Source organism: Mesorhizobium sp. M1163, from assembly GCF_040318415.1.
Classification (GTDB): domain Bacteria; phylum Pseudomonadota; class Alphaproteobacteria; order Rhizobiales; family Rhizobiaceae; genus Mesorhizobium.
Genome location: NZ_JAMYMF010000030.1, coordinates 76,810 through 98,635 on the forward strand (window position 1 = coordinate 76,810; position 21,826 = coordinate 98,635).

At 58.8% G+C, this 21,826-nt stretch carries 20 protein-coding genes and 4 pseudogenes; 20 read left to right on the forward strand and 4 right to left on the reverse strand.

The annotated features are described in order from the left end of the window. Window positions 1-54: 54 nt before the first annotated feature. From nifE to NKH43_RS25640, 14 genes are all read left to right on the forward strand, one after another. A complete protein-coding gene (gene nifE / locus NKH43_RS25575; RefSeq protein WP_352860379.1) occupies window positions 55-1,545 on the forward strand; it encodes a nitrogenase iron-molybdenum cofactor biosynthesis protein NifE in 1,491 nt (496 codons plus the stop codon). Between the two features lie 9 nt (window positions 1,546-1,554). Beyond that, window positions 1,555-2,937, forward strand: coding sequence for a nitrogenase iron-molybdenum cofactor biosynthesis protein NifN (gene nifN / locus NKH43_RS25580; RefSeq protein WP_352860380.1), 1,383 nt, complete (start codon window positions 1,555-1,557; stop codon window positions 2,935-2,937). Beyond that, window positions 2,903-3,400: a nitrogen fixation protein NifX gene (gene nifX, locus NKH43_RS25585; protein WP_352860382.1), complete on the forward strand. Its 498-nt coding sequence runs from the start codon at window positions 2,903-2,905 to the stop codon at window positions 3,398-3,400. Before nifN ends, nifX begins: the two co-directional genes overlap by 35 nt. A 17-nt stretch (window positions 3,401-3,417) precedes the next feature. Then, window positions 3,418-3,897 carry a NifX-associated nitrogen fixation protein gene (locus NKH43_RS25590; protein ID WP_352860384.1) on the forward strand — a complete coding sequence of 160 codons (480 nt, stop codon included), beginning with the start codon at window positions 3,418-3,420 and terminating at the stop codon, window positions 3,895-3,897. A gap of 27 nt (window positions 3,898-3,924) precedes the next feature. Then, window positions 3,925-4,710: a response regulator transcription factor gene (locus tag NKH43_RS25595; RefSeq protein WP_352860386.1), complete on the forward strand. Its 786-nt coding sequence runs from the start codon at window positions 3,925-3,927 to the stop codon at window positions 4,708-4,710. 581 nt (window positions 4,711-5,291) lie between these two features. Beyond that, the gene (locus NKH43_RS35370) at window positions 5,292-5,696 is read left to right on the forward strand and encodes a universal stress protein (RefSeq protein WP_502906509.1); all 405 of its coding nucleotides are present in this window, start codon (window positions 5,292-5,294) and stop codon (window positions 5,694-5,696) included. Between the two features lie 768 nt (window positions 5,697-6,464). Beyond that, window positions 6,465-6,758, forward strand: a complete 294-nt coding sequence (locus NKH43_RS25605; protein WP_352860388.1) for a hypothetical protein — start codon at window positions 6,465-6,467, stop codon at window positions 6,756-6,758. A 328-nt stretch (window positions 6,759-7,086) separates the two neighbouring features. Further along, window positions 7,087-8,208 (forward strand): TlpA disulfide reductase family protein, encoded by a 1,122-nt coding sequence (locus NKH43_RS25610; protein WP_352860390.1) that lies wholly within the window; start codon window positions 7,087-7,089, stop codon window positions 8,206-8,208. A 339-nt stretch (window positions 8,209-8,547) separates the two neighbouring features. Beyond that, window positions 8,548-8,823, forward strand: coding sequence for a hypothetical protein (locus NKH43_RS25615; RefSeq protein ID WP_352860391.1), 276 nt, complete (start codon window positions 8,548-8,550; stop codon window positions 8,821-8,823). Beyond that, window positions 8,823-9,020, forward strand: a complete 198-nt coding sequence (locus NKH43_RS25620; protein ID WP_352860393.1) for a DUF269 domain-containing protein — start codon at window positions 8,823-8,825, stop codon at window positions 9,018-9,020. The genes NKH43_RS25615 and NKH43_RS25620 overlap by 1 nt, the downstream gene beginning before the upstream one ends. Window positions 9,021-9,045: 25 nt before the next feature. After that, entirely contained in the window at window positions 9,046-9,249 is a 204-nt protein-coding gene (locus NKH43_RS25625; RefSeq protein ID WP_352860394.1) for a CCE_0567 family metalloprotein, read from the forward strand. Further along, a complete protein-coding gene (fdxB, locus tag NKH43_RS25630; protein ID WP_352860396.1) occupies window positions 9,246-9,563 on the forward strand; it encodes a ferredoxin III, nif-specific in 318 nt (105 codons plus the stop codon). The genes NKH43_RS25625 and fdxB overlap by 4 nt, the downstream gene beginning before the upstream one ends. Before the next feature lie 27 nt (window positions 9,564-9,590). Continuing rightward, entirely contained in the window at window positions 9,591-9,914 is a 324-nt protein-coding gene (locus tag NKH43_RS25635; protein ID WP_352860398.1) for an exopolysaccharide production repressor protein, read from the forward strand. Window positions 9,915-10,238: 324 nt separating this feature from the next. Continuing rightward, window positions 10,239-11,252, forward strand: a complete 1,014-nt coding sequence (locus tag NKH43_RS25640) for a 1-aminocyclopropane-1-carboxylate deaminase (protein WP_352860400.1) — start codon at window positions 10,239-10,241, stop codon at window positions 11,250-11,252. A 268-nt stretch (window positions 11,253-11,520) separates the two neighbouring features. Here NKH43_RS25640 and NKH43_RS25645 read toward each other — a convergent pair. The 3 genes and pseudogenes from NKH43_RS25645 to NKH43_RS25655 all read right to left on the reverse strand — a co-directional run. Then, a pseudogene (locus NKH43_RS25645) lies at window positions 11,521-11,643 on the reverse strand (glycine oxidase); the annotation flags it as partial. Window positions 11,644-11,993: 350 nt separating this feature from the next. Then, window positions 11,994-12,449 (reverse strand): orotate phosphoribosyltransferase, encoded by a 456-nt coding sequence (locus NKH43_RS25650; RefSeq protein ID WP_352860402.1) that lies wholly within the window; start codon window positions 12,447-12,449, stop codon window positions 11,994-11,996. Window positions 12,450-12,863: 414 nt separating this feature from the next. Next, window positions 12,864-13,641: pseudogene (locus tag NKH43_RS25655) on the reverse strand (acetoacetate decarboxylase). A 957-nt stretch (window positions 13,642-14,598) separates the two neighbouring features. Here NKH43_RS25655 and NKH43_RS25660 point away from each other — a divergent pair. Beyond that, window positions 14,599-14,985, forward strand: a complete 387-nt coding sequence (locus NKH43_RS25660) for a hypothetical protein (protein ID WP_352860419.1) — start codon at window positions 14,599-14,601, stop codon at window positions 14,983-14,985. A gap of 113 nt (window positions 14,986-15,098) precedes the next feature. Here NKH43_RS25660 and NKH43_RS25665 read toward each other — a convergent pair. Next, window positions 15,099-15,842, reverse strand: a pseudogene (locus tag NKH43_RS25665) (GDP-mannose 4,6-dehydratase); the annotation flags it as partial. Between the two features lie 240 nt (window positions 15,843-16,082). On the opposite strand from NKH43_RS25665, the pseudogene NKH43_RS25670 reads away from it, so the two are divergent. The 5 genes and pseudogenes from NKH43_RS25670 to NKH43_RS25690 form a co-directional block, all read left to right on the forward strand. Continuing rightward, window positions 16,083-16,451: pseudogene (locus NKH43_RS25670) on the forward strand (transposase); the annotation flags it as partial. Between the two features lie 450 nt (window positions 16,452-16,901). Beyond that, on the forward strand, window positions 16,902-18,158 hold the full coding sequence (gene ectB / locus NKH43_RS25675) for a diaminobutyrate--2-oxoglutarate transaminase (RefSeq protein ID WP_352860417.1): 1,257 nt from the start codon (window positions 16,902-16,904) through the stop codon (window positions 18,156-18,158). Continuing rightward, window positions 18,151-18,987, forward strand: a complete 837-nt coding sequence (locus NKH43_RS25680; RefSeq protein ID WP_352860404.1) for a 2OG-Fe(II)-dependent halogenase WelO5 family protein — start codon at window positions 18,151-18,153, stop codon at window positions 18,985-18,987. Before ectB ends, NKH43_RS25680 begins: the two co-directional genes overlap by 8 nt. A gap of 902 nt (window positions 18,988-19,889) precedes the next feature. Beyond that, the gene (locus tag NKH43_RS25685) at window positions 19,890-20,681 is read left to right on the forward strand and encodes a LuxR family transcriptional regulator (protein ID WP_352860406.1); all 792 of its coding nucleotides are present in this window, start codon (window positions 19,890-19,892) and stop codon (window positions 20,679-20,681) included. 952 nt (window positions 20,682-21,633) lie between these two features. Next, on the forward strand, window positions 21,634-21,826 hold a 193-nt coding region (locus NKH43_RS25690), incomplete at its 3' end, for a 2-oxoglutarate and iron-dependent oxygenase domain-containing protein (RefSeq protein ID WP_352860407.1).

Consider the following 21,826-nt stretch of genomic DNA (forward strand, 5'->3'; position numbering starts at 1 on the left):
CGTGACGGTCGGCTTTGGCCGGTCGTCTTCCCGAGGGACTTGGAGACCGACGCAATGTCCTTGCTCAGAGCCAAAATCCAGGATGCCTTCAACGAGCCTGCCTGCGAGGAGAACCGCGGCAAGGATGCCAAGGCGCGCAAAAAGGGCTGTTCGAAGCCACTGACCCCCGGGGCGGCGGCCGGCGGCTGTGCCTTTGATGGCGCAAAGATCGTGCTGCAGCCGATCACCGACGTCGCGCACCTGATCCATGCGCCGCTCGCCTGCGAGGGCAATTCCTGGGACAACCGCGGTGCGGCTTCGTCCGGGCCAACGCTGTGGCGTACAAGCTTCACGACCGACCTCACCGAACTCGATGTTGTGATGGGGCAGAGCGAGCGGAAGCTCTTCAAAGCGATCCGCGAGATCAAGGAAGAGTATGGGCCAGCGGCTATCTTCGTGTACCCGACCTGCGTGACGGCGCTGATCGGCGACGACATCGAGGCCGTCTGCAAGCGCGCGGCGGAAAAGTTCGGGCTGCCGGTGGTGCCGGTCAATGCGCCGGGCTTCGTTGGCTCCAAGAATCTCGGCAACAAGCTTGCCGGCGAGGCGTTGCTCGATCATGTCATCGGCACGGCGGAGCCCGACGATGCCGGCCCTTACGACATCAATATCCTTGGCGAATTCAACCTCTCGGGCGAATTTTGGCTGGTGAAGCCGCTGCTGGATCGGCTCGGCATCCGGGTGCGCGCCTGCATTCCGGGCGACGCGCGTTACTTCGACATTGCCTGCGCGCACCGCGCCCGGGCGGCTATGATGGTGTGCTCGACCGCGCTCATCAATCTCGCCCGCAAGATGGAGCAGCGCTGGGACATCCCGTTTTTCGAGGGCTCCTTCTACGGCATCACCGACACCTCTGAAGCGCTTCGACAGATATCTCAGCTACTCGTGAAGAAGGGTGCCGATCCGGAGATCCTCGGCCGCACCGACGCATTGATTGCAGATGAGGAGGCGATCGCTTGGAAGAAGCTCGCGGCCTACCGGCCGAGGCTCGAAGGCAAGCGCGTGCTGCTCAACACCGGGGGTGTGAAGTCCTGGTCGGTCGTTCATGCGCTGATGGAGATCGGCATCGAGATCGTTGGCACCTCTGTCAAGAAGTCGACCGTCGGAGACAAGGAGCGCATCAAGCAGATCCTCAAGGACGACAACCACATGTTCGAGCAGATGACGCCGCGCGAGCTTTACGCCATGTTCTCAGAACACAAGGCCGATATCATGTTGTCGGGCGGGCGCACGCAGTTCATCGCGCTCAAGGCCAAGACACCCTGGCTCGATATCAACCAGGAGCGCCAACATCCTTACGCCGGCTATGACGGCATGGTGGAACTCGTACGCCAGATCGACCTCGCCATTTATAACCCGATCTGGCGCCAGGTGCGGGAACCGGCGCCATGGGATTGCCAGCCTGCGGTGAGGGAGGAACTGCCGAGCACGAAAAGCGAGACCGCGACCTTACATGCTGTCCAGGAATTCGCCGGCACGACGGCCGACGGTTTCGGCGAGTGTTGAGGAAAGCCGATGGTCCGCATCCTTCCCCAGACGAAAGCGGCGGCGGTCAATCCGCTGAAGTCATCGCAGCCGCTGGGTGCCGCCTTGGCCTTTCTTGGCGTCGACGGTGCGATGCCGTTGTTCCACGGCAGCCAGGGGTGCACCAGCTTCGCCCTCGTGCTCTTCGTGCGGCATTTCAAGGAAGCCATCCCCTTGCAGACAACAGCGATGGACGAGGTGGCGACGATTCTCGGTGGGGCAGACCATCTGGAAGAGGCGATCCTCAACCTCAAGGCCCGCACAAGGCCAACGCTGATCGGGGTCTGCACCACGGCGCTGGTGGAAACCCGGGGCGAAGACTGCGCAGGAGATATCGCCGATATCAGGCTGAAGCGCAGGCAAGAACTCGCGGGTACGGAGGTGGTGCTAGCCAACACACCGGATTTCGACGGCGCGATCGAAGAGGGCTGGGCCAAGGCTGTCACCGCGATGATCGAAAGGATTACGCGGCCCGGCGAACAGGCGCGGCAGTCGAAGAAGATCGTGATCCTGCCTGGCTGGAACCTCACTGTGGCTGATATCGAGCATTTGCGTGAGATGGTTGAAAGCTTTGAACTGAAGCCGGTGATTCTGCCGGACGTCTCCGGCTCGCTCGACGGTACGGTGCCCGACCGCTGGGTCACGACCACCTATGGCGGCACCAGCGTCGAGGATATCCGCGAGCTTGGCACGGCCGAGCAATGCATCGTCATCGGTGAGCATATGCGCCGCCCGGCCGAGCTGCTGCAGAGGTTGACCGGCGTGCCTTACGTGCTGTTCCGGTCGCTGACTGGATTGAAGGACGCCGACCGGTTTGTCTCGCTGCTGTCCGCGGTTTCGGGCGCGGCGGCGCCGGCTGGGGTGCGCCGTCGCCGGGCGCAGTTGCAGGACGCGTTGCTCGACGGACATTTCTACTTTGGAGGCAAGAAAATTGCGATCGCTGCTGAACCAGACCAACTCTACCAACTCGCGAGCTTCTTTATCGGAATGGGCTCCGAAATCGCGGCGGCGGTCACCACGACCGACATGTCGAAAATTTTGGAGGAAGTACCGGCGCAGTCGGTTCAGATCGGCGATCTCGGCGATTTGGAAGCTCTTGGCGCCGGCGCTGATCTTCTCGTCACCCATTCCCATGGCCGCCAGGCGGCGCAGCGCCTCGGCATTCCGCTCATGCGGGTCGGCTTCCCGATCTTCGACCGGCTCGGCAGCCAGCACAAGCTCACAATCCTCTATCAGGGGACCCGCAACCTGATCTTCGAGGTTGCCAATATCTTTGAAGCCAAGCGGCACGCGCCGACGCCTGAGGCGCTTGATCCACTCCGTAAGCGAGAAATACCAGATGAGCTCCGTTCGTCGCCTCTCGCTCGTCACTGACGAGGTTCATGCACCGACGCCGGAACGCCAAGCCGGCGCATTGCGCGTAGCGATCGCCACGCAGGACATGAAGAACCTGAACGCCCATTTCGGTTCGGCCAAGCGCTTTGCTGTCTACGACGTGACGCGTGAGGAGTGGGATCTCGTCGAGGCCGTGGCCTTCGATGACGTTTCCGAAGAGAGCGGGAAGCATCGAACTGAGGGCGAAGACCGCATCACCCCGAAGGTGGAGGCGCTGAAGGGCTGTCATCTCCTGTTTTGTCTGGCGATCGGCGGACCTTCGGCAGCCAAGGTTGTTTCGGCAAAAATTCATCCGATCAAACTGCCGCACCCACAAACCATCCAAGAGGTGCTGTTGCGCACGCAGATGATGCTCAGGACGTGTCCTCCCCCTTGGCTGCGCAAGGTGCTGGCGCAGGCAGGTGTCGCCGAACAGAAACCGTCGTTCGAGGACGAGGACTGAAATGAGGAGTGGGCGAAATGTCTGACGTCGTGGTTAGCCCTGCTGTCGCCGAAGACGAGGCGGCCCTTGCCACCCCGTTCGTCAAATGCCTCGTGCGGCTGGTCCGGGCTCATGATTCCCACGGGTCTTGGGAAGGCAAATCGGACGCCGAGCTGCTGGGCGACTTCATCATCACCAGGGAACAGCGCCGTGCGATCCCGATCATCGGCGATCCCGATCCGGACGTGCTGTGGAGGCTCGAGATGTTTTACGCGGCCGTCGGGCTTGCGACCGAGGAGCGCTCCGGCGTGATGGCATCGCCGATGATGGAGATAAGCCATGAGGGCTTTGGGCGCGTGCTTCTCACGGCCGGGCGGTTGGTCGTTTTGTCGAAGACCCTGCGCGACGTCCACCGGTTCGGCTTCGAGACGTTCTGGAAACTAGCCGTGGCCGGTACCAAACTGGCCGGCGATGCGACCGCAGCCATTGAGGCTCATCCCGAGGTGGTGCGGGCGTGATGGAACCGATTTTGGATCAGGGGGATCATGTCAGGCCTTGAGGACATGCGATGGCCAGCCCTCTCAATCGAGGCGGTCGAGGCCGATGTGGTTCTTGGGGTAGCGCTGATGAAGCCACTGGTCCTGATCTGTTCGCAAGATGCGGAGTTGTATCTGTTCCTCAGCCACATTCTGGGGGTGGACGGCTTCACGAGTGAGCCGGCGGGTGGCGTGGACGAAGCTCTCGAATTGGCCGATGAACGGGAGATCCAGGCGGTCGTGCTGGACTGCGGGCCGGCAACCGCGACAGGCTCCACAATCTGCGCCCGGCTCAAGGGAGAGCCACGGACCGGCGGCCTGCCCGTTATTGCCCTGATCGCGCCGGGCGCCGAGAACCAGCACCTCAATCTCTTGAAGGCAGGCATTGACGAGAGCTTTGTGCGGCCCTTCGCGCCGGCCAAGCTGCTTGACTGTCTACGCACGAAGCTGGCGCTGCCACAGCCGGGGTCAAACGGGATAGAAAACGGCAGCTGGCTCTGTTGCGGCAGTCTTGAGATGAAGCTCGATGCTTACCGGGTTCGCGGTAATGGCCACGACATCCATCTCGGACCTCTCGAGTTCAACCTGCTGCGGCATTTTCTTCAGGCTCCCGGCAAGGTCTTCAGCCGAGACGAGCTGATCGACGCGGCCTGGCCGGACAATATCCATATCGGAGCACGCACTGTCGACGTCCATATCAGCCGGATTAGAAAGGCGCTGAAGGCGGCCTCGCCAGGTAGCGTCATCCGCACCGTGAGGTCGGCCGGCTACTCGCTCGAGAAGCCGGACGAGTAGATTGGGCAGGGGCGGTGCCACGCCCCATCTGTCGTCGTGGTCCGGGCAGGTCTTGCGGCTTCGAAATGCGCTACGGGCGCGACATACTTAGAAAGAAGCAGTCAGATGGCGTTCAAAAGCCTGCTCAGTGTAGCGGGAGCTGACCACTCCGACCAGGACGTCAGAACAGCTGCGAGCTTGTGCGCCGAGGTCGGCGCATATTTGTCCGTACTGATTATGTCGCCTCCGCGGCTCGTTATGTCGCCTCCGCCGCTGGGCGATGGCATCCCCGAGTGGCCTAGAAATCGCGCCCACGCCATTGCCGCACTGGAAAAACGGTACAGGCAAATCGAGAGATTTTCAGAGGACACGGCCAGTCTGGAAAAAACATCCAGGGAAATTCACAAACTGCTGAGAGCCACGTGGCGGTGCTATGATGTCGATATTGCCAACTGCGATCAGGCCAGCGTCGGTGACGCGGTGCGACGGCGGGCGCTCTGCAACGACCTGACAATCGTCGGCCCCGCACTTCTCAACGACATTAACCTTGGACCCCTTGTTATCAACGGCAGCCTGTTCGATACCGGAAGCCGGTGCTTGTCGTGCCTGAGGGCGCTGAGGCGACTCTGTCGCCACGGCGCGTGCTGGTCGGATGGGATTCGCGAGCCGAGGCGTCCCGTGCGGTTCGGGAAGCGCTGGATCTGCTATCCGCTGCTGAGGAAGTTCGTGTCGCCCTCGTCGATCCTGAGGCGACCTGCACCGGAAGCGGCGCCGGAGCCGACATCGCTGCCTATCTCACTCGGCACGGTGCTCGGGTGTCGGTTGACCTGCTGCCGAGTGCCGGCAAATCGGTGGCCACGGTGCTCTCGCAGCACGCAATCGACACGTCTGCCAACATGATAGTCATGGGCGCTTACGGCAGCCGCCGGCTGCGCGAGCGGCTCTTCGGTGGCGTGACGAGATGGATAGTTCGCAAGCCGCCACTGCCGCTGTTTTTGGCTCGCTGACGGATTCCGAAGGTGCATCAATGCCGTTCGAAGCTCTACTCCCCTGCGTCATCGATCCTGACGCCAAGTCGCAGAAAGGTCGCGGCAAACGCGCAGGTTCCCGAAGCTCCTCGAGCCAATTTGCACGCGCCGTCGCGAAGAACATCCCGGACGTCTCCAGCGCGCTATCGGGGTTTCCGCACACCGAGATGACCGGTGACGCGCAGACCAACGGCCGGGCAGAGGTATGCGCAGTCCTCACTGCAGCCACGATCACGGCGCAGGTCGGCGTCAGGTCAAAGAGAGTCGTTCAGCGCGGCAGGCCGAGTTCGGACCCGTAGCGGCATCGTACGCGCGCTATCACGATCTCCTCATTACTGGCCGGGAGCTTAACAACGCAACAACCGTGCCGTGGCCGACGCCCTCAACTTCGAGTCGGAACGGTCGGGCTCCTGCCGCGGTCGGCGGGAATCGATCGCATAAATCACGTTGCCATGGTCTGGAATGGCAGGCGGGTTAGGGGTGAGGACGGCCGCATCTTCAGCGTTTTCAGTCGGTCCGGCCCAACCCGCGTGGCGACCGAGTGGTCTTTGGCCGGTCCATTCCGACAACGCTCACATTCGCACCAGGCGGTCCCTGTAGGGCCTGTGCAGAGGGACACAGAACAACGAAAGCAGGAATCCGGGAGAGTTCACCGGGCCGGCACATGCCGGCACTCATCCTGGCCCTCTTCGCCACGATCATCATCCTCAATCTGGCTATGACGGTACTCGCGACCCGCAGCCGGACATGACCGGCTTCGTCGTGAAGAACTCCTGCGTCGCCAGCCAGGAATTCAATCGCAAAGCGGAAGAGGTAGGGCAGAGGCGATGCTCGGATGGAGCGGCCCCTGCAATCGCAATGGCGTTCCGCTACCACCTGAGCGACCGAAACGGCAAGAAGCTCAAGCAAGGCTTGAGGCGGACGATGATGACGAGCCTGGCGGTAGCCAACGCAGTCATGATGTCCATCTGCTCCTCCCTCAGCCCGAATATATGTCGAGTCGTCCGTGGCCACGCTTCTCTGGCGACGCGAAGCGCGTGATGCGTGTCCAAGACCTGACAGTGGCAGAAAACATGTCGTGTCCATACAACCGGCTATCTTGGGCACCCGGAGCTTTTTTTGAAGTGTAATCAAGCGTTTACTGCGCGCTTAGCGCGTTGGCACGGCGTTTGCGAATTGAGATTCAGCAACACTGAGTGAAGGCTGACTGCACGCAGACGCGCAAGACGAGCGATGCTCTCCCTTCCTTGAACCCTCGTGCCCCGTCTCAAAGGGGGAACAAGCTCGCGCATAAGGTCACGCAACCTTTGGCAACAGCTTTGGAGAGCAACATGGTATTGCAGATGGGGTCACCGGCTCCTTCATCAAAGTGGAGGACTGGCTGCGTGGCGATGCCCTTGCGAACTTCCAGCCCGGCAAAGTCTACATCGTCGAATTTTGGGCAACTTGGTGCCAACCAGGTGTGGGGGAGATGCTCCATTTGATGCGGCTGCAGGAGAAATACAGGGACAGCGGACTTGAGGTCGTCGCAGTCGCGGCTAATGAAGACGCTCCAACGGCCGTTGAGGCTCGCACCAAGTTGGACGCGTGGTTGACCGAAAAGTGCTCGAATCTGAACTATCGGATCGCGTTCGACTACACAGGCGAAATGAACAAGCTTTGGATGGAACCCAGCTTTTCCGCAGGGCTTCCGACCTCGTTCGTGGTCGATCGAGACGGCCAGATCGCCTTTATCGGTCATCCAAGCCAACTCGATCAGATTTTGCCGGAAGTGCTCAACGGCAGCTGGCGCACCAGCGACAAAGCGAAAGCCGCCGATACGGAGCGGATGGCCAAAAGCGAACCCATGGCGCGCGAACTAGCGTTGAAGAAGCCGATCGATGACAAATTCTGGGCGGCGGTGAAGTTAGAAGATTGGAAGACGGCGCTCTGGGCGATCGAAGAGGGCATCGCTTTGATGCCGGACGACAACAATTTCCGCCTGGCTCATGCGCATCTGTTGCTTCACAAAATCCAAGACATGTGGACCGGCTTGCCCGTGATGCGCCAATTGGTTCGCGACGCTATCGACAAAAACTCCGAGGACTGGATGGTGTCGGCGCTAGACCAACTTTTCCATCCGGCTAATGACCGTTCGCGCCTTCCCCCTGCTGAGCGCTTCGCGATGGGCAAGGAGCTGTCCGAACACATCCTGGCACTGAATCCCCCGCAAGGCGACAGCCTTAAGTACCGGTCTTATCCGGCTGTCGCCCGGTACTATCACGATAACGGCAACAACGATCGCGCGATCGAGTTGGTCGAGCTGGCACTGAAGTCGCTGGACGGTCCGGAGCCTGTCCCGGGCGAACTGAAAGAGCAGCATCTGCCGGATTTGCTGCAGGCCCTGGCCAACTACAGGGGCGGGAAGGTTTGTTACGGCGCTCTCTGTGCGGCTCCGCAAAACAGGCTTCCCGGAGGTGCCAAAGCGCGGCCGGGCGAGAAGAATACTTAAAAAGGGGAAGGTCGGAATGTTTACTGGCCAATTCGTCCATTTCCCTGGCGTGACCGCAAGCAGGCCCCATGCAGCAAAGGAGGGATTGTTTGCAGCAGGGTCAAGGCTCAAATCTTGGGATTACCTCCGGCAGCATCACGGTGGAAGTGATGTTCCACGCGGATCCGCGTGGAAGGCCTTGCAGTCGAAGACACGACCAAGCTCGGCCACCGGGGCATCAATTGCGTGGAATCGGCCGCCCCGAGCCGGACGTCGGCTGCGCAAGTTTGCCCGGAGTAGGCGTCCCGGAAAACAGAAATCGTCCTCCGAGGAAGAGGACTGAAACGAGGAGAAAGCGAAATGCCTGAAGCCGCGGTCAGCCCTGCTGTCAACGAGGACGAGGCGGCCCTTGCCACCCCGTTCGTCAAATGCCTCGTGCGGCTGATCCGTGCTCAGGAGTCCTACGGCTCATGGGAAGGCAAATCGGACGCCGAGCTGCTGGCCGACTTCATCGTCACCAGAAAACAGCGCCGTGCGATCCCCTGTCATCGGAGATCCCGATCCGGACGTGCTGTGGAGGCTCGATATGTTTTTACAGCGCCGTGGGGCTTGCGATCGAGGAGCGCTCCGGCCTGATGACACCGCCAATTATGGAGATGAAACCCATGGGGGCTTCGGACGATTTCGGCTTACGGCCGGGCGGTTGGTCGCTCTGTCGAGACATCCACCGGTTCGGCTTCGAGACGCTCAGGAAGCTAGCGGAGGCCGGTACGAAACTGGTCGACGATGCGACTGCAGCCATTGAATCCTATCCCGGGGTGGCGCCGGCGTGAAGAAACCGATTTCGAGGAAGGATCTATGTCAAAGCTAGATGAGATGGGGACGAAAGTCCGAAAGCTTCAGCTGCGCGCGGCAATTGCCAAGATGAAATTGCGCGACCTTGTAGAGGATCTCCCGGGAAAATGGACGGAGATAGAGGAAGTTGCCGAGGAAGCGTCGGCCGTTTTTGCCGAGTTGGATGGTGCCAAGAGAGAGCTCGCTGCAATGAAGAAGTTACGATGAGGAGCACATTCAACACCCGCGACGGCTCCGGATGGATGCCGGAATATCTCACCGCGATAGACGGCGCGACCTGCATCGGCTGCGGCCGCTGTTTCAAAGTCTGCTCGCGCGAGGTGATGCATCTTTACGGCGTCGATGACACGGGTGAAATCCTCGGCTCCTGCGACGACGGGGATGACGATTTCGATGGCGAGCTCAATCGCATGATCATGGTCGTCGATCATGCTGGCCGCTGCATTGGCTGCGGAGCCTGCGCCCGCGTCTGCCCGAAGAACTGCCAGACCCATGTTGCGGCCGACAATGTCGCTGCATGATCTGGTGGACAATCCAGGAGAACGGCATTGCCCTTCAGAATCTTCTGTCGCGTCCTGGGAATGGTCCTTTGCAGCACCGCCCTGACCGTCTATTTCGCTTCTCATTCCATCCGCACAGTAGTCGTCACGACGCTGGCTTGTTCGCTGCTCCTTCAGCTGGCGTATTTCGCAAGCGTGCTCTTTCTGATTTGGCGGTCTGGCTGCATTAGCCGAGCTGGCCAAAGGGCCGAGCATTTCGACAGTTGCAAGGAAGTTGTATCCGAGCCGCCAGATCTCTATGAGGTGACGGATGAATCCGCAGATTTGCTCCAGCGCGATCAAATGCTGGCCATATCGCTGCTGCTGCCTTGAGGCGCCGTGACAAGGTCAGTGCTCAAGCTGGCAAACTCTGGCCCAACCACAAACATTGAGCAGATATTAGAAGGAATACTGTGCTTGAGTTGGTGACTGCAATCCGCTCATTCTAGTTAATCCAGGAGATGCAGTTCTTGAATCCCATACGCATTGATTCTCTCGCAGGTCGGCGTGCGGTTGCAACTCTCAATGACGAACGAGGCGCTGGAATCGTAATGGACTCTTCTGGCGCCGGAAAATGCAGATGACGTGAAATCAAAGACGCCTCTAGATGAATCGTGAATGGCTCATTCAGCTCCATCGCGTGTTGCCGGAGAGAAAATGCTCGAAAAGTTCGAACGCTATCCGCTCACATTTGGACCCACGCCGATCGAGAAGCTCGACCGCCTCTCCAAGCATCTGGGGGGCAAGGTGGAAATCTACGCCAAACGCGAGGACTGCAACTCCGGTCTCGCGTTCGGCGGAAACAAGCTCCGCAAGCTCGAATACATCATCCCCGACGCGATCGCGTCAAATGCTGATACGCTCGTCACCGTCGGCGGCGTGCAGTCCAACCATACGCGCATGGTCGCCGCGGTCGCCGCCAAGATCGGCATGAAATGTCTCCTGGTTCAGGAGAGCTGGGTACCCCATGAGGATGCCGTCTACGACCGGGTCGGCAATATTCTCCTGAGCCGCATCATGGGTGCAGAGGTGCGCCTGGTCGACGAGGGCTTTCACATCGGCATCCGCCACAGTTGGGAACAAGCAATCTATGAGGTCAAGGCAAGGGGCGGCAGACCCTATGCGATACCAGCCGGGGCGTCTGTTCACCCGAACGGCGGCCTCGGTTATGTGGGGTTCGCGGAGGAAGTGCGCGCCGAGGAAAAACAGCTTGGGTTTGCCTTCGACTATATCGTCGTTTGCACCGTCACCGGGTCGACGCATGCCGGCATGCTCGTCGGATTTGCCAAGGACGGTCGACAGCGCAATGTGGTCGGTATCGATTCCTCTGCCACCCCCACCAAAACCAAGGCGCAGGTGCTAAAGATTGCCCAACACACATCGGAGCTCGTCGATCTCGGAACGGAACCCGTCGAGGATGACGTGGTGTTGCTCGAGGACTACGCATACCCGCGTTATGGCATCCCGTCCGAGGAAACGAAGGAGGGCATCCGCATGTGTGCGCGGCTCGAGGGTATGATTACCGATCCCGTTTATGAGGGCAAATCGATGCAAGGGATGATCGACCTCATCCAGAAAGGTTTCTTTCCAGAGGGATCGAGGATCCTCTACGCGCATCTCGGCGGCGCGCCGGCGATCAACGGTTATGGATACGCCTTCCGCAATGGCTGACGCTCGACAGATTGAGATTGCGCTGCCGTGCCGGCGACGCGCTCAAAGTTCGTTCGGGGGCCTGCCCGGCCAACCGGGGATGGCTGTTAACTGCCGCCAACGCCAGGATGGCCGTGTTCATCCGGAATATCTTAATTGGGTCTATCTGATGGCAACTCGCTCGGGCCCGCTTGCATGACACGCCACCGAGGGGCGCGCGCGTACCGCGCGGAATGGGCGACGCAGCTCATCCGTGCTTGGACCGCGGCACGAGGGCCCAGTGCACCAACGCCGCATCCCACCAGTCGGCGGCGTCGCGTCCGAGATCCAGCACCGGCTGCTCGGCGCGTTTATGCTCGCACCATGGCGCCGGGATGCCGCCGGCGAACCATGACGCATTGCCGCCGAGGCTGCTCGTCCAGCAAAAGCCCGATAAGCCCTAATGGGCAACCTCATCGGGACCGAAAAGAGCGCTAAACCGGCTGGCTAGATCAATCCAGGGTGCCGCGTCGCCGTTCTCTGAAGCTATGCGAACGACGGCCGCCAGATATTCGGTAAAAGCCTTCAGCCTTATGGCGCCTTGCTCAGAGAGGTAGCCAACGGCCTCAAGCCGCTGGGACGGCAGCGAGCATGTGTTGCACCAACAACAACAAGGAGGATGGGCAAGGGCAATCGCTCTCAGTCGCGAGGCGCTTGCACTCGCTGCAAATCGGCGGAATGTCCTCTAAGGCTAGGTCGCCGGAAAGACGATGTATGAGATTGTCAGTGGCGTTCCACAAATTCGCTCGCATGCAGCACGGAATGCAGCGCTACGCCATGTTGAGCTAGCAGCGCCGTAGCTCCCTCGTTGCGGTCCACGAGGCAAGCAGCGTCACGCACAATGCCCCCGACGTGGCGAACCTCTTCAATCGCCTTCAATATCGACTTGCCGCTTGTGGCAACGTCGTCAACGATCAGGACGACTTTTCCCTTGAGATCTTCTTTGGGGCCAAGGCCTTCAATCACGTCCCTTGTGCCGTGGGCCTTTGGAGCCTTGCGAACGAAGATAGTGTTTATCGGTTTGTTCATGACCGAGCTGACAGCCGCCATTGATCCGATTACGGGGACCGCGCCCATTTCAAGGCCGCCGACGTACTCTGCTTTCGTTTGCTCAACGATCTTTAGGAACTCAAGAGCGGCAAGCTGCGCGCCGCGCGCCACCATCATAGTAGGCTTCATATTGAAATAGATGTCGCTTTCTATGCCCGACGAGAGCGTGTAGCGTCCGAATCGAAAAGAGCGCTCACGGACAATCTCGCGGAGCTCGTCCTTGTCGTGTTGGCCGGAATCAACTGGTCTGAATTTTGCCAGTGCCGCTATAGATCAGACCTCGCCCCTAGGGAAAAATTGGGTGCGGCATGCCCCTCAGCTACTACCGCTATGCGGCTTATGCAAGTGTTCGCGGGATGTGTCAATTAAAGTCAATACCGGTGCGACCGTTTCGCGCAGATTTTTTCCTTATCGTTATTGCGTGCCTAAAGCGTAATCACGGGTTGAAGGCTCCCATGAGCGCCATCTCCTTCCCGACGCCACTCGCGGCTCCGGTCGAGAAGCCGGCCACCCGCTCCGTCGTCGCGCTGGTTCGATAGGATATCATTCTGAAAGTTCATGGATTCTTCCTTTCGGATAGCGAGGCTCGGCTTGCGCGAGGTAGTCGTGGACGACCTTCCCGAGCGCGAGCGTGAGATCTGCGACGAGGTGTACGGCCGAGACCACTTCCAGCACCGGCAGTTCGGCGACGGGGGCAAGCGCATGCGACCAGAGGTTCAGGGCTGCCGGGCCGGTCAAGGCGACCCTTAGATCGATGTCCTTCAGGTGATACTCCACGAGCTCACACATGCGCGGCGTGCCGTCGACATGCGGGATGATTTTTAGGAGGAAGTTCGGTTCGGCGAGCGAGGCCTTCACCCTCGCAAGGTCGGCGGCTCGGTGCTTGTAGCCCATGGTACCCGTCGCGACGCGGACGGGGCCGTAATCCAGCGTGCCAACAACGGTATCCGTCTCCGTTCGGAGCGTTGGGCTGGCGAGCTTCTTGGGAAAGCCCCACAACTCGCGTCCGCCGGCGGATGGTCATCGAGAAACATGCAGTGGGTGTAGCTCCCCCTGCGGCCACGGAAGGAGACAGGAATGACCTGTCCGCCTTCCGTGTAGTCGCCGAAGCCCGTCGAGTCCGGCATGCGAATGAACTCGAATTTGACGAGAGGCTCGCACACCTGAAGCGGCTCCGGCACCAGGTCGTGCAGTTTCTGCGGATCGGTGCGATATGTGATGATCAGATACTCCCGGTTTTGGAAGCGATATGGGCCAGCCGGGTAGGCCGGGCTGATCAGGGCATGGCGAGAGCTCTCGCCCGGACGGTGTCTTGGTGCATATCTGAAATTCCGTTGTGCTGGATCGACCGGCGCTTAGATCGGTCTGGGTGTTAGCGGCGAGGCTCTCCTTGGCGCCGTCGTTCGGCCTCGAATATCCGACATTGTCGGATATCGGACAGCGCCGAACGGAACAGCTTGCGGGTTGGGAGTATCTCGCTCGTGCGGAAGAGGTTGCGCCTCGAAAGTCTCCGCCGCTCAGGCAAATGGCTCCCACGCTATGCTCCACCCACCATCGGCCCGGAGCTGTACCAGCTCATCAGCGGAGAGAGGGTGAATGCGCGCCGGCGTCAACAAGAGACAGCGCTGTTAGGCGAATGTCTGGCGAAAGAGCGAGAGCCCGCTATTTTCGATCGAAGTATAGCCGCATCGACATTGATTGAAGCGCACGAGCCCAGACATTTGGCGGAGAGGAGGACTGGCGCAGCGGACGAGGTTCGCCTTTGGTCTGCGGCCTGTTAATGGGCAGCAATGCCCGCCCAACACACTGGATGGTTTCCAGCGCGCGCACATGCTCAAGTCGCCCGTCATCCGGGCCATCCGCTCAGCCCGGTCTCAGCAATCGCGACGCGGCGCGCTCGATCGCGATCGACGGCGCCGCGCCTCAACGAAACGGCATGGACTAGCCTCGGCTGGCGGTTGGCGGTCGGTGGGATGCTACCTGGCGAGATCCTGCTCTTCGGTGGCGGGGAGTGCTATCTTTGTCTCGGTCGAACGGCCGTTCGAGCCGATTGCTCCGCCGCTCGGTCTTGAAGCACCCGCGCGGCCAATTCGCGCGGTGTGATCGGGACGCAACCTGGAGGCGTCCACCAGCACAACAATCCCTATTCACGATCGGTCTCGCCGCCGGACTGAGTCCGTGCGCGAGCACTGTGACACATCGGCTCAGCTCGGCGGTCTCCCTGGCTGGTTCCCGAAACAGCAAATCACGCTTGGACTCGACCTGCGCGGCGGATCGCGTGCTTGAGGTTAACGCCAAGGTGTTCGTTGAGGAGCGCTTGCAGGATCTCCTCCGCCAGTCGCGGCAGGCGCTGCGGCAAGCAGGGATGTCCGGTGAACGGTTGAGCGACGCTCGCACCGGCTTCGATCTGAAGACCAATGCACCCATTCTTCTGTTCCGCTTCGACAGCGCGGGTAAACTGTCCCGATTTGTAATATCCGACGCCAGCAAACTTAGCCGAGGCGTTTTGGGTGCTTACCGGGAGTTGGGTGAGGAAAAGGGAATACAGATCGACGCTGTCTTCGGCCCCCCAGGGCGCGCCCTAAGTGCACCTTGGGTAAGCGTGCCGGAGGCTTCGCATCCTAGTGGCGCGCCGGACAGCAAGACCGGCTCGGGCGCGAGATGAAGTGCGGTCATGAGACTGGCAACGTCGGCGCCGACCGGAGGAGATGGATCAGCAACGGCGATGCGACGCCGAATTTTTTCGTTGGTCGGCGATGGAATGTCGCGACTTTCCCGTTAATCGATCGTTATTCCGTAGGCGCGGCAGTCGGCCTCGACCATTTCCGAAACGAGCTCATCGAAAGTGGTCTTCGGCTTCCAATCGAGCTTGGTGGCCGCCTTTGAGGCATCGCCGATTAGCAGGTCAACCTCGGTCGGGCGGAAATAACGCTTGTCTATCCGGATCAGCACCTGGTTACTCCTGCGTTCTCGGCCTACCTCATCGACGCCGTCGCCTGCCAGACGATCTCCTTGCCGACCCGCCTGAAGGCAGCCTCGACAAAGCTGCGGACCGAATGCGTCTCGCCGGTCGCAAGCACAAAATCGTCAGGCTCATGGTGCTGCAGGATGCGCCACATGCCCTCGACATAGTCGCGCGCCGAGCCCCAGTCGCGCTTTGCCTCCAGGTTGCCGAGATAGAGGCAGTCCTGCTTCCCGGCCATAATCGCAGCTACCGCACGCGTCACATTGCGTGTGATGAAAGTTTCGCCGCGCGTCGGCCATTCGTGATTGAACAGAATCCCGTTGCTTGCATAGAGCCCGTATGCCTCGCGGTAGTTCACGGTGATCCAGTAGGCGTAGAGCTTCGCCACCGCATAGGGCGAGCGTGGATAAAACGGAGTAGTCTCCTCCTGCGGGACGCCCTGGACCGAACCGAAGAGTTCGGACGTGGAGGCCTGGCAAAACCGCGCTTTTTCCTTCGAGGCGAAGAATGCGGATCGCTTCCAGCAGCCGCAGTGTGCCGAGAGCGTCGGCATTGCTGGGATCTCGGGCTTCACATTCGACAACACGAACGCGGGGACAACTCCTCTCGAAGGCCGGAGCCTTCTCCGAAATCATCGTGACCGAACAAGCGTTTGGGCCCATCGGCGCATCGCATTATTCCGGGGGCATCCATTTTTCCTAAGCGCGAGACGATCGCAAGCATGATGGTTTGCAAGAAGGCGACCACGAGACGCGGCTGTGCGAAGGGCCGAACACCTTTGGGGTAGGGTCTGGCTGTTGACGCCAACCTGTTTCGGAAGGACCAATGATGAACCTGCGCACCTCGTGGAGAAGACCCAGGTACCGATCTCCCTATCGGAGATGATTGGGTTTGCCGCAGAGCACCTGATGAAGATGGAGGTGAGCCCGGCCACCGGGCCGGCCATGGCGAGAACCCGCGCGACTCGCCCCAGCGCAGTGGCTTGCCGCGACGGGGACGCGGGCCGGCACGGTCGAGCTGCGTATCCCGAAGCTCAGGAAGAGAAACTGATTCCCAGTTTCCTCGAACCGAGCCGCATGGCGGAGAAGGTGCCGACCGCCGTCATCCACGAAGCCTATGTGCAAGGCATCTGGACCCGATCGGTTGACGACCTAGTCAAGGGCTTGGATGAGCGGCATCTCCAAAGCAATACCCAACGTGCGGTGCTGGATGTGGAAGCGCCTGTCACATGTGAACCGCAGTTGGCGCTAAGGTTTTGATGTTGGCAGGCGCGTCGTGCGTGATGAGCAGATGCGTCAACTACCAGATGCCGTAGTTTCGGTGCTTGCCCGACAACTCTAGAAACGAGCTCGTGTAAACGCATTCGCCGAAAGGTATCGGCATGCAGGGCAATGTGATGACGCTGAAGATTTCGAAGTGCTTGTGTGCAGCAGATGAGCCAGCGCAGGGCCGGTCTGAAGTACATCTGTGCAGCAGACGAAACGGAGCGCCTGGATCCGGCACAACCAAATTTCGCTCGGACTGTTCTGATCTTCCATGAAAATGAAAACAACCACCCGCCAAAGGCAATAATCGCTCTCTCGTTGAACGCGACGCCTACTGCAGAGGACCTCAAAATGAATACCGACACTTTCACGGCCTATGAGTCTAATGTTCGTCGCTATGGGCGATCGTTTCCCGCAGTCTTTACGAAGGCCCTTGGCGCGACAATTTGGGACGAGACCGGTAAGCCTCATATCGATTTTCTTGTAGGATCCGGCGCACTTAATTACGGACACAACAACCCGAGTATTATTGCGCCAGCAATTGAATATCTCATCGGTGAGAACATCCTTCTGTCGCTTGATATGTATACGGCGGCCAAGCGGGACTTCATTGAAGCGTTTGTCAATTCGATCCTGAAGCCCAGAGGCCTTTCCTACAAGATACAGTTTCCTGGGCCGACCGGCACAAATGCCAACGAAGCGGCGCTGGCGCTGGCGCGAAAATATACCGGCCGCTCGAGCGTCATGGCCTTCACAAATTCGTTCCACGGCATGTCACTCGGCTCTCTGGCGGTGTCGGGTTCAGCGTCAACCAGGGAGTTAGGCGGCGTTGCTCGCCACGATGTGATTCGTGTTCCGTATGAAGGCTATTCGAACCAAGCTTTCGATTCAGCGAGTTACATCGACTGCGTTCTCGGCGACCCGGGGAGCGGCATAGAAAAGCCCGCCGCGATCATTCTGGAGACCATCCAGGCAGAAGGCGGCATGAACGCCTCATCCGCAGCTTGGCTCATAGAAATTCAGCGCATTTGCCGTAAGCACGGCGTTGTTTTGATCGTCGACGACATTCAGGCAGGTGCGGGACGAACGGGCGATTTCTTCTCCTTCGAGTTCGCGAAAATGGAACCCGACATCGTTTGCCTTTCAAAGTCCCTAAGCGGTTCAGGTAGTCCATTCTCCATTGTTCTGATTCGCCCCGACGTGGATGTATGGAATCCCGGAGAACATAGCGGGACTTTCAGAGGCAACAATTTCGCCTTCGTGACTGCAGCGGCCATGTGCAAACTCTGGTCCGACCGGCAGTTTACTGCAGGCGTCGAGCGGACAGCCGTCAAGCTGCAAGGACACCTTGACCGCCTCGTTGCGAAGTTTCCCAAGTGCATTGAACAAAAGCGCGGACGTGGCCTGATGGCTGGCATAAAATGCCGTTCACCGACCGTTGTCGGCCGTGTGCACGATGTCGCGTTCGAAAATGGCCTGCTGATCGAATCATCAGGGCCAGATCGCGACGTCATCAAAGTGCTACCGCCGATAACCATCACCGATGTCGAACTCGATCATGGCATGGCCATCCTTCATCACGCACTACAGGAGCAAGACAATGCCTAACCAGATATCTCAAGTGCCAGCCCATTCGCCTGTTGCGATCAGAGAACGAACCGGCTCGATCAGCACCGCGGACATCATCTCAGTCCTGAAAGGTGAGATCACCGCTCTGCACATCAGGCAAGCTTTCAGCACCGAAATAGCCGAGGAGATCACCGCGAACTTCAGTGGCAGTCCCGGTCTCAATGAGCGTAAAGATGGGGTGCCCGGACAATATGTCGGCGCATCCCACTACAGGAAGGATGCAACCACCTATTTCGCAGAGGCGGAAACTGCGCGACCGTACGTCGACGCCCTTTTTGAGAATTTGGTTGATCCAGTCCGAGCATTGTTCGACGCGTTGAAGCGCGAGCTTCACAAGCAGGGCATTGAATTGAGACTTGCTCGCTCGGCGCACGGTCAGGCTAATGTCTGTCGCGCTCTCAGCTGGTCTGGCAGCGGTACGTTTTCCTTGGACCCCCACGATGATGTCGCTCAGGTCCTGTGTGCCGGGAACGATTACGAGCTTTCTGCCGTGGCGCACAACACCGTCGCAGCACTCAACTTTTATCCCAGCATGGCCGAGGAAGGTGGCAATCTGCGGCTCTGGAGCCACAAGCCGACAGTCACCGACCGAAAATCGCAGGGTGTGGAGACCACCGGCTATCCCTATTCGGCAGCTTATCTTGAGGCCGTTCCTTGTCGCGACTTCCAGCTCAAGGCCGGGGATATCGCCCTAATTGATGGCGGTTTCATTCACGGGGTCACCGGTCAATCAGGCCACGGAAAGCGTCTGGTGCTGAACAGCTTTTTCGGGTTTGCGCGGCCGGATCTTGTTCTCTGGTGGACCTGACGCTGGATGTCCCGGCCGACTGACCGACCTCCGCCGACAGGGAAGATGTCACATCGGTCTCAACGGGGGCCCCCTTCAGTCACGGTCCTCGGCCGATCCAAAGACCGACATTATCTGGCAATTCAGGTGCTGCCGGTCTCCGATACGATCGCCAATTATCTATCCGCGTCACTGCCTATTGCGCGTTCTTTTCTCGTTGCTTGATCATAGATCCAAAAATTTAGCCAGAGATTGTTTGTTGCCGGACGTTCCTGAATGTTAGCGGCTTCCAGCGTTCCATTGTTCCGGTGCGGAGGCGAACACGAAACGCGAAATGATGTTGAGCAAAGCAAAAGCAACGCGAGAACATCCTCGCGTGATCGAGCAATGTATACGTCTTCTCAGATCGAGCGGACGTCTACCTTGGCCAATGTGCAGTGCGCCGCTTCAACCTTTTTCGATCTGGATCCAATTAGTGCACCCACAGCCCGGAACACGCAGGTTCAGAGTCTCTTACCGCCACCAATGTAGCTTGACACGCAGGTGCGAGGTCTCCGGGTTGTTCTCGGTAGGAAGGTTATGCGCCGACTAATGATGTAGTCTGAATAACTCTTCAGATGTCTATTGATTATGACATCAAAGCGACGAAAATTGTCATGATATAGCCTTTGTTTTTTATCTTTGTTGCGCTCGCATCATGGCAGCGAAGCACAATTTAAATTAAAATTAACTCCGCCCAATTGCAGTGAGATGCTAGAGCTCTGACGATGTTGGCCTGCCGAGGACGGCCGCGGAGCCGCAGCCTCACAGCCGGAAGCTTTGGTGCGCCAGGGACAACATCCAGCGCAAATGGCTACGGAGCAGAGACTATGGAACGCCCTCGGATGACTGCTGTCTCTCAACTTCGAGGGCTCTCAACCAGAGTGTCCGACCAGCTTTTTTTGGTCCCCGCGATGAATTTTCCTGAGGCGGCCAGGGAGGCGTTTGCGGTCGAGTTCGGCCGATTTCTCGACCAGACCGATGGTATTGGAAAACCCGAGGAGTTGTTCGACTTGTTATCTGCTTTTGCCCTGAATTTGGATTGTCCGTGGATCGCCTATGGCTCTCTTGCACCAGACCAAAAAGGCTTAAAGCCGGTGCGAGGCGATCCGGCCATCATGCTGAATTATCCTGATGAATGGCAGGAGCGCTATTCCGAAATGGGTTATGACAGGATAGACCCCACCATCAAGAGAAGTCGGAGGCGAGCAGAAGCCTTTCGGTGGAGCGAGGTGTACAATGACGAAAGCACGACTGAAGACGAACGGCGCGTTTTCGACGAGGCTGCCACGTTTGGCTTGAGGTCAGGCATTAGCGTTCCATTGCACGGCCCCGACGGCAGCTTTGCGATCATGAACTTTGCTCAACCTTGGGACGGTGAATTCCAAAATAGAACAATCACGTACTTACAACTTGCGGCGTTACATTTCCATCTGAGAGTCGCGGAGTTCGCTAATTCGAGCGGCATCGAGGAGACACCTAATCTTTCTCCTAGAGAAAAAGAGTGTATCCTATGGGCGGCGAAGGGGAAATCATCATGGGAGATAGGAAAGATTGCAGGGATATCTGTAAATACTGTTAATTTCCACATAAAAAACGTAATGAGAAAAATGGATACTGCAAGCAGAACAACCGCAGCCGTAAAAGCCCTAAAATGTGGCATTATTGATTTGTAAAACTCGAGATTAAAACCGTCATTCAAAATACGGTCCCGCCGAAGTCACGGTTGGTCTGCTGTGAAGAAGAAGGGCATTCTTACAATTGGGCCGTCTTGATGTCGCGGAGGCATGGTCCGATAAGCAGAGCTTGCCGTCGCTTCCACTCACCGGGTGTTCGGGATCGCTTCCTTCTGCCCTGCGGTTTTCGGCCACCGGCGTGCCGTCTTTACCGCGCGTCCGAAACCCCGATTGCCTCCGGTTGTCCGCTCCCGTCTCAGTCAGCAAATCACGCGTAAAACTCTAACCATACGATCCCGTTTGTGAGGTTCAGATTGCGCGGTCGGTGCGAAAATCGAACGAGTTCCGGCCGATTTCGGCGTATCGTTGAACAGGCTCTCGTCGAGCATTATAGGAGGCCGCTCTAACGTAACCTTCTGAATTTGAATTGAAAAAGTTATCTGGCCAGAAATGTTAAAACAGTAGCGAGTGAAACGTGATCGCAATATATTCTTAATATATTTTGTATTGCGATCACCAGGGGTTCGATAGATATATACGCGTATGGATACTGATATCCAGCCGCCACCATAGAAGGAAACCGCCATGTTTACCTCAAAAACCAATAGAAAGTGCCCTTATGGGAGATGGCCGGAAAGGTTCGACAAACCCGCGGTCGCCGCCATCTCCAGGCAATGTCGACCTTGATGGACCGCTCTTCGAATACTCCAGGACAAATTATGCATCACGGTCCGCGGAGGCGTCTTACGCGCGGCGATGTCCGGCCGGATTGGCTGTGCGAGCTCGTTCGCGGCCACATCGTTTGATAAGCGAGACGCGCCATCTGCAGGATGCGAGGCATCCCTGTGCCGGCACACTGCCTAAACGACGGCAGATACATCGCGACAAGGGTGCGGACTACTAAGTTTTCCAGGAGTCTCACAAGACCCAAAGCACCAAGGGATGAACGATTATGACCACGCTACCACAAATTTCACTTGCGAAACTGGCAGCCGATGCAACGCGGCACGACGAGCGCGAGCGCCTACGCATGGCCTGCGAGGAGTACGGGTTCTTCTACCTTGTCGAGCACGGCATCCCGAAGGAACAGATCGCACAAGCCATCGAGGCTTCCCGGCGGTTCTTCGCGTTGCCACAGTCGATCA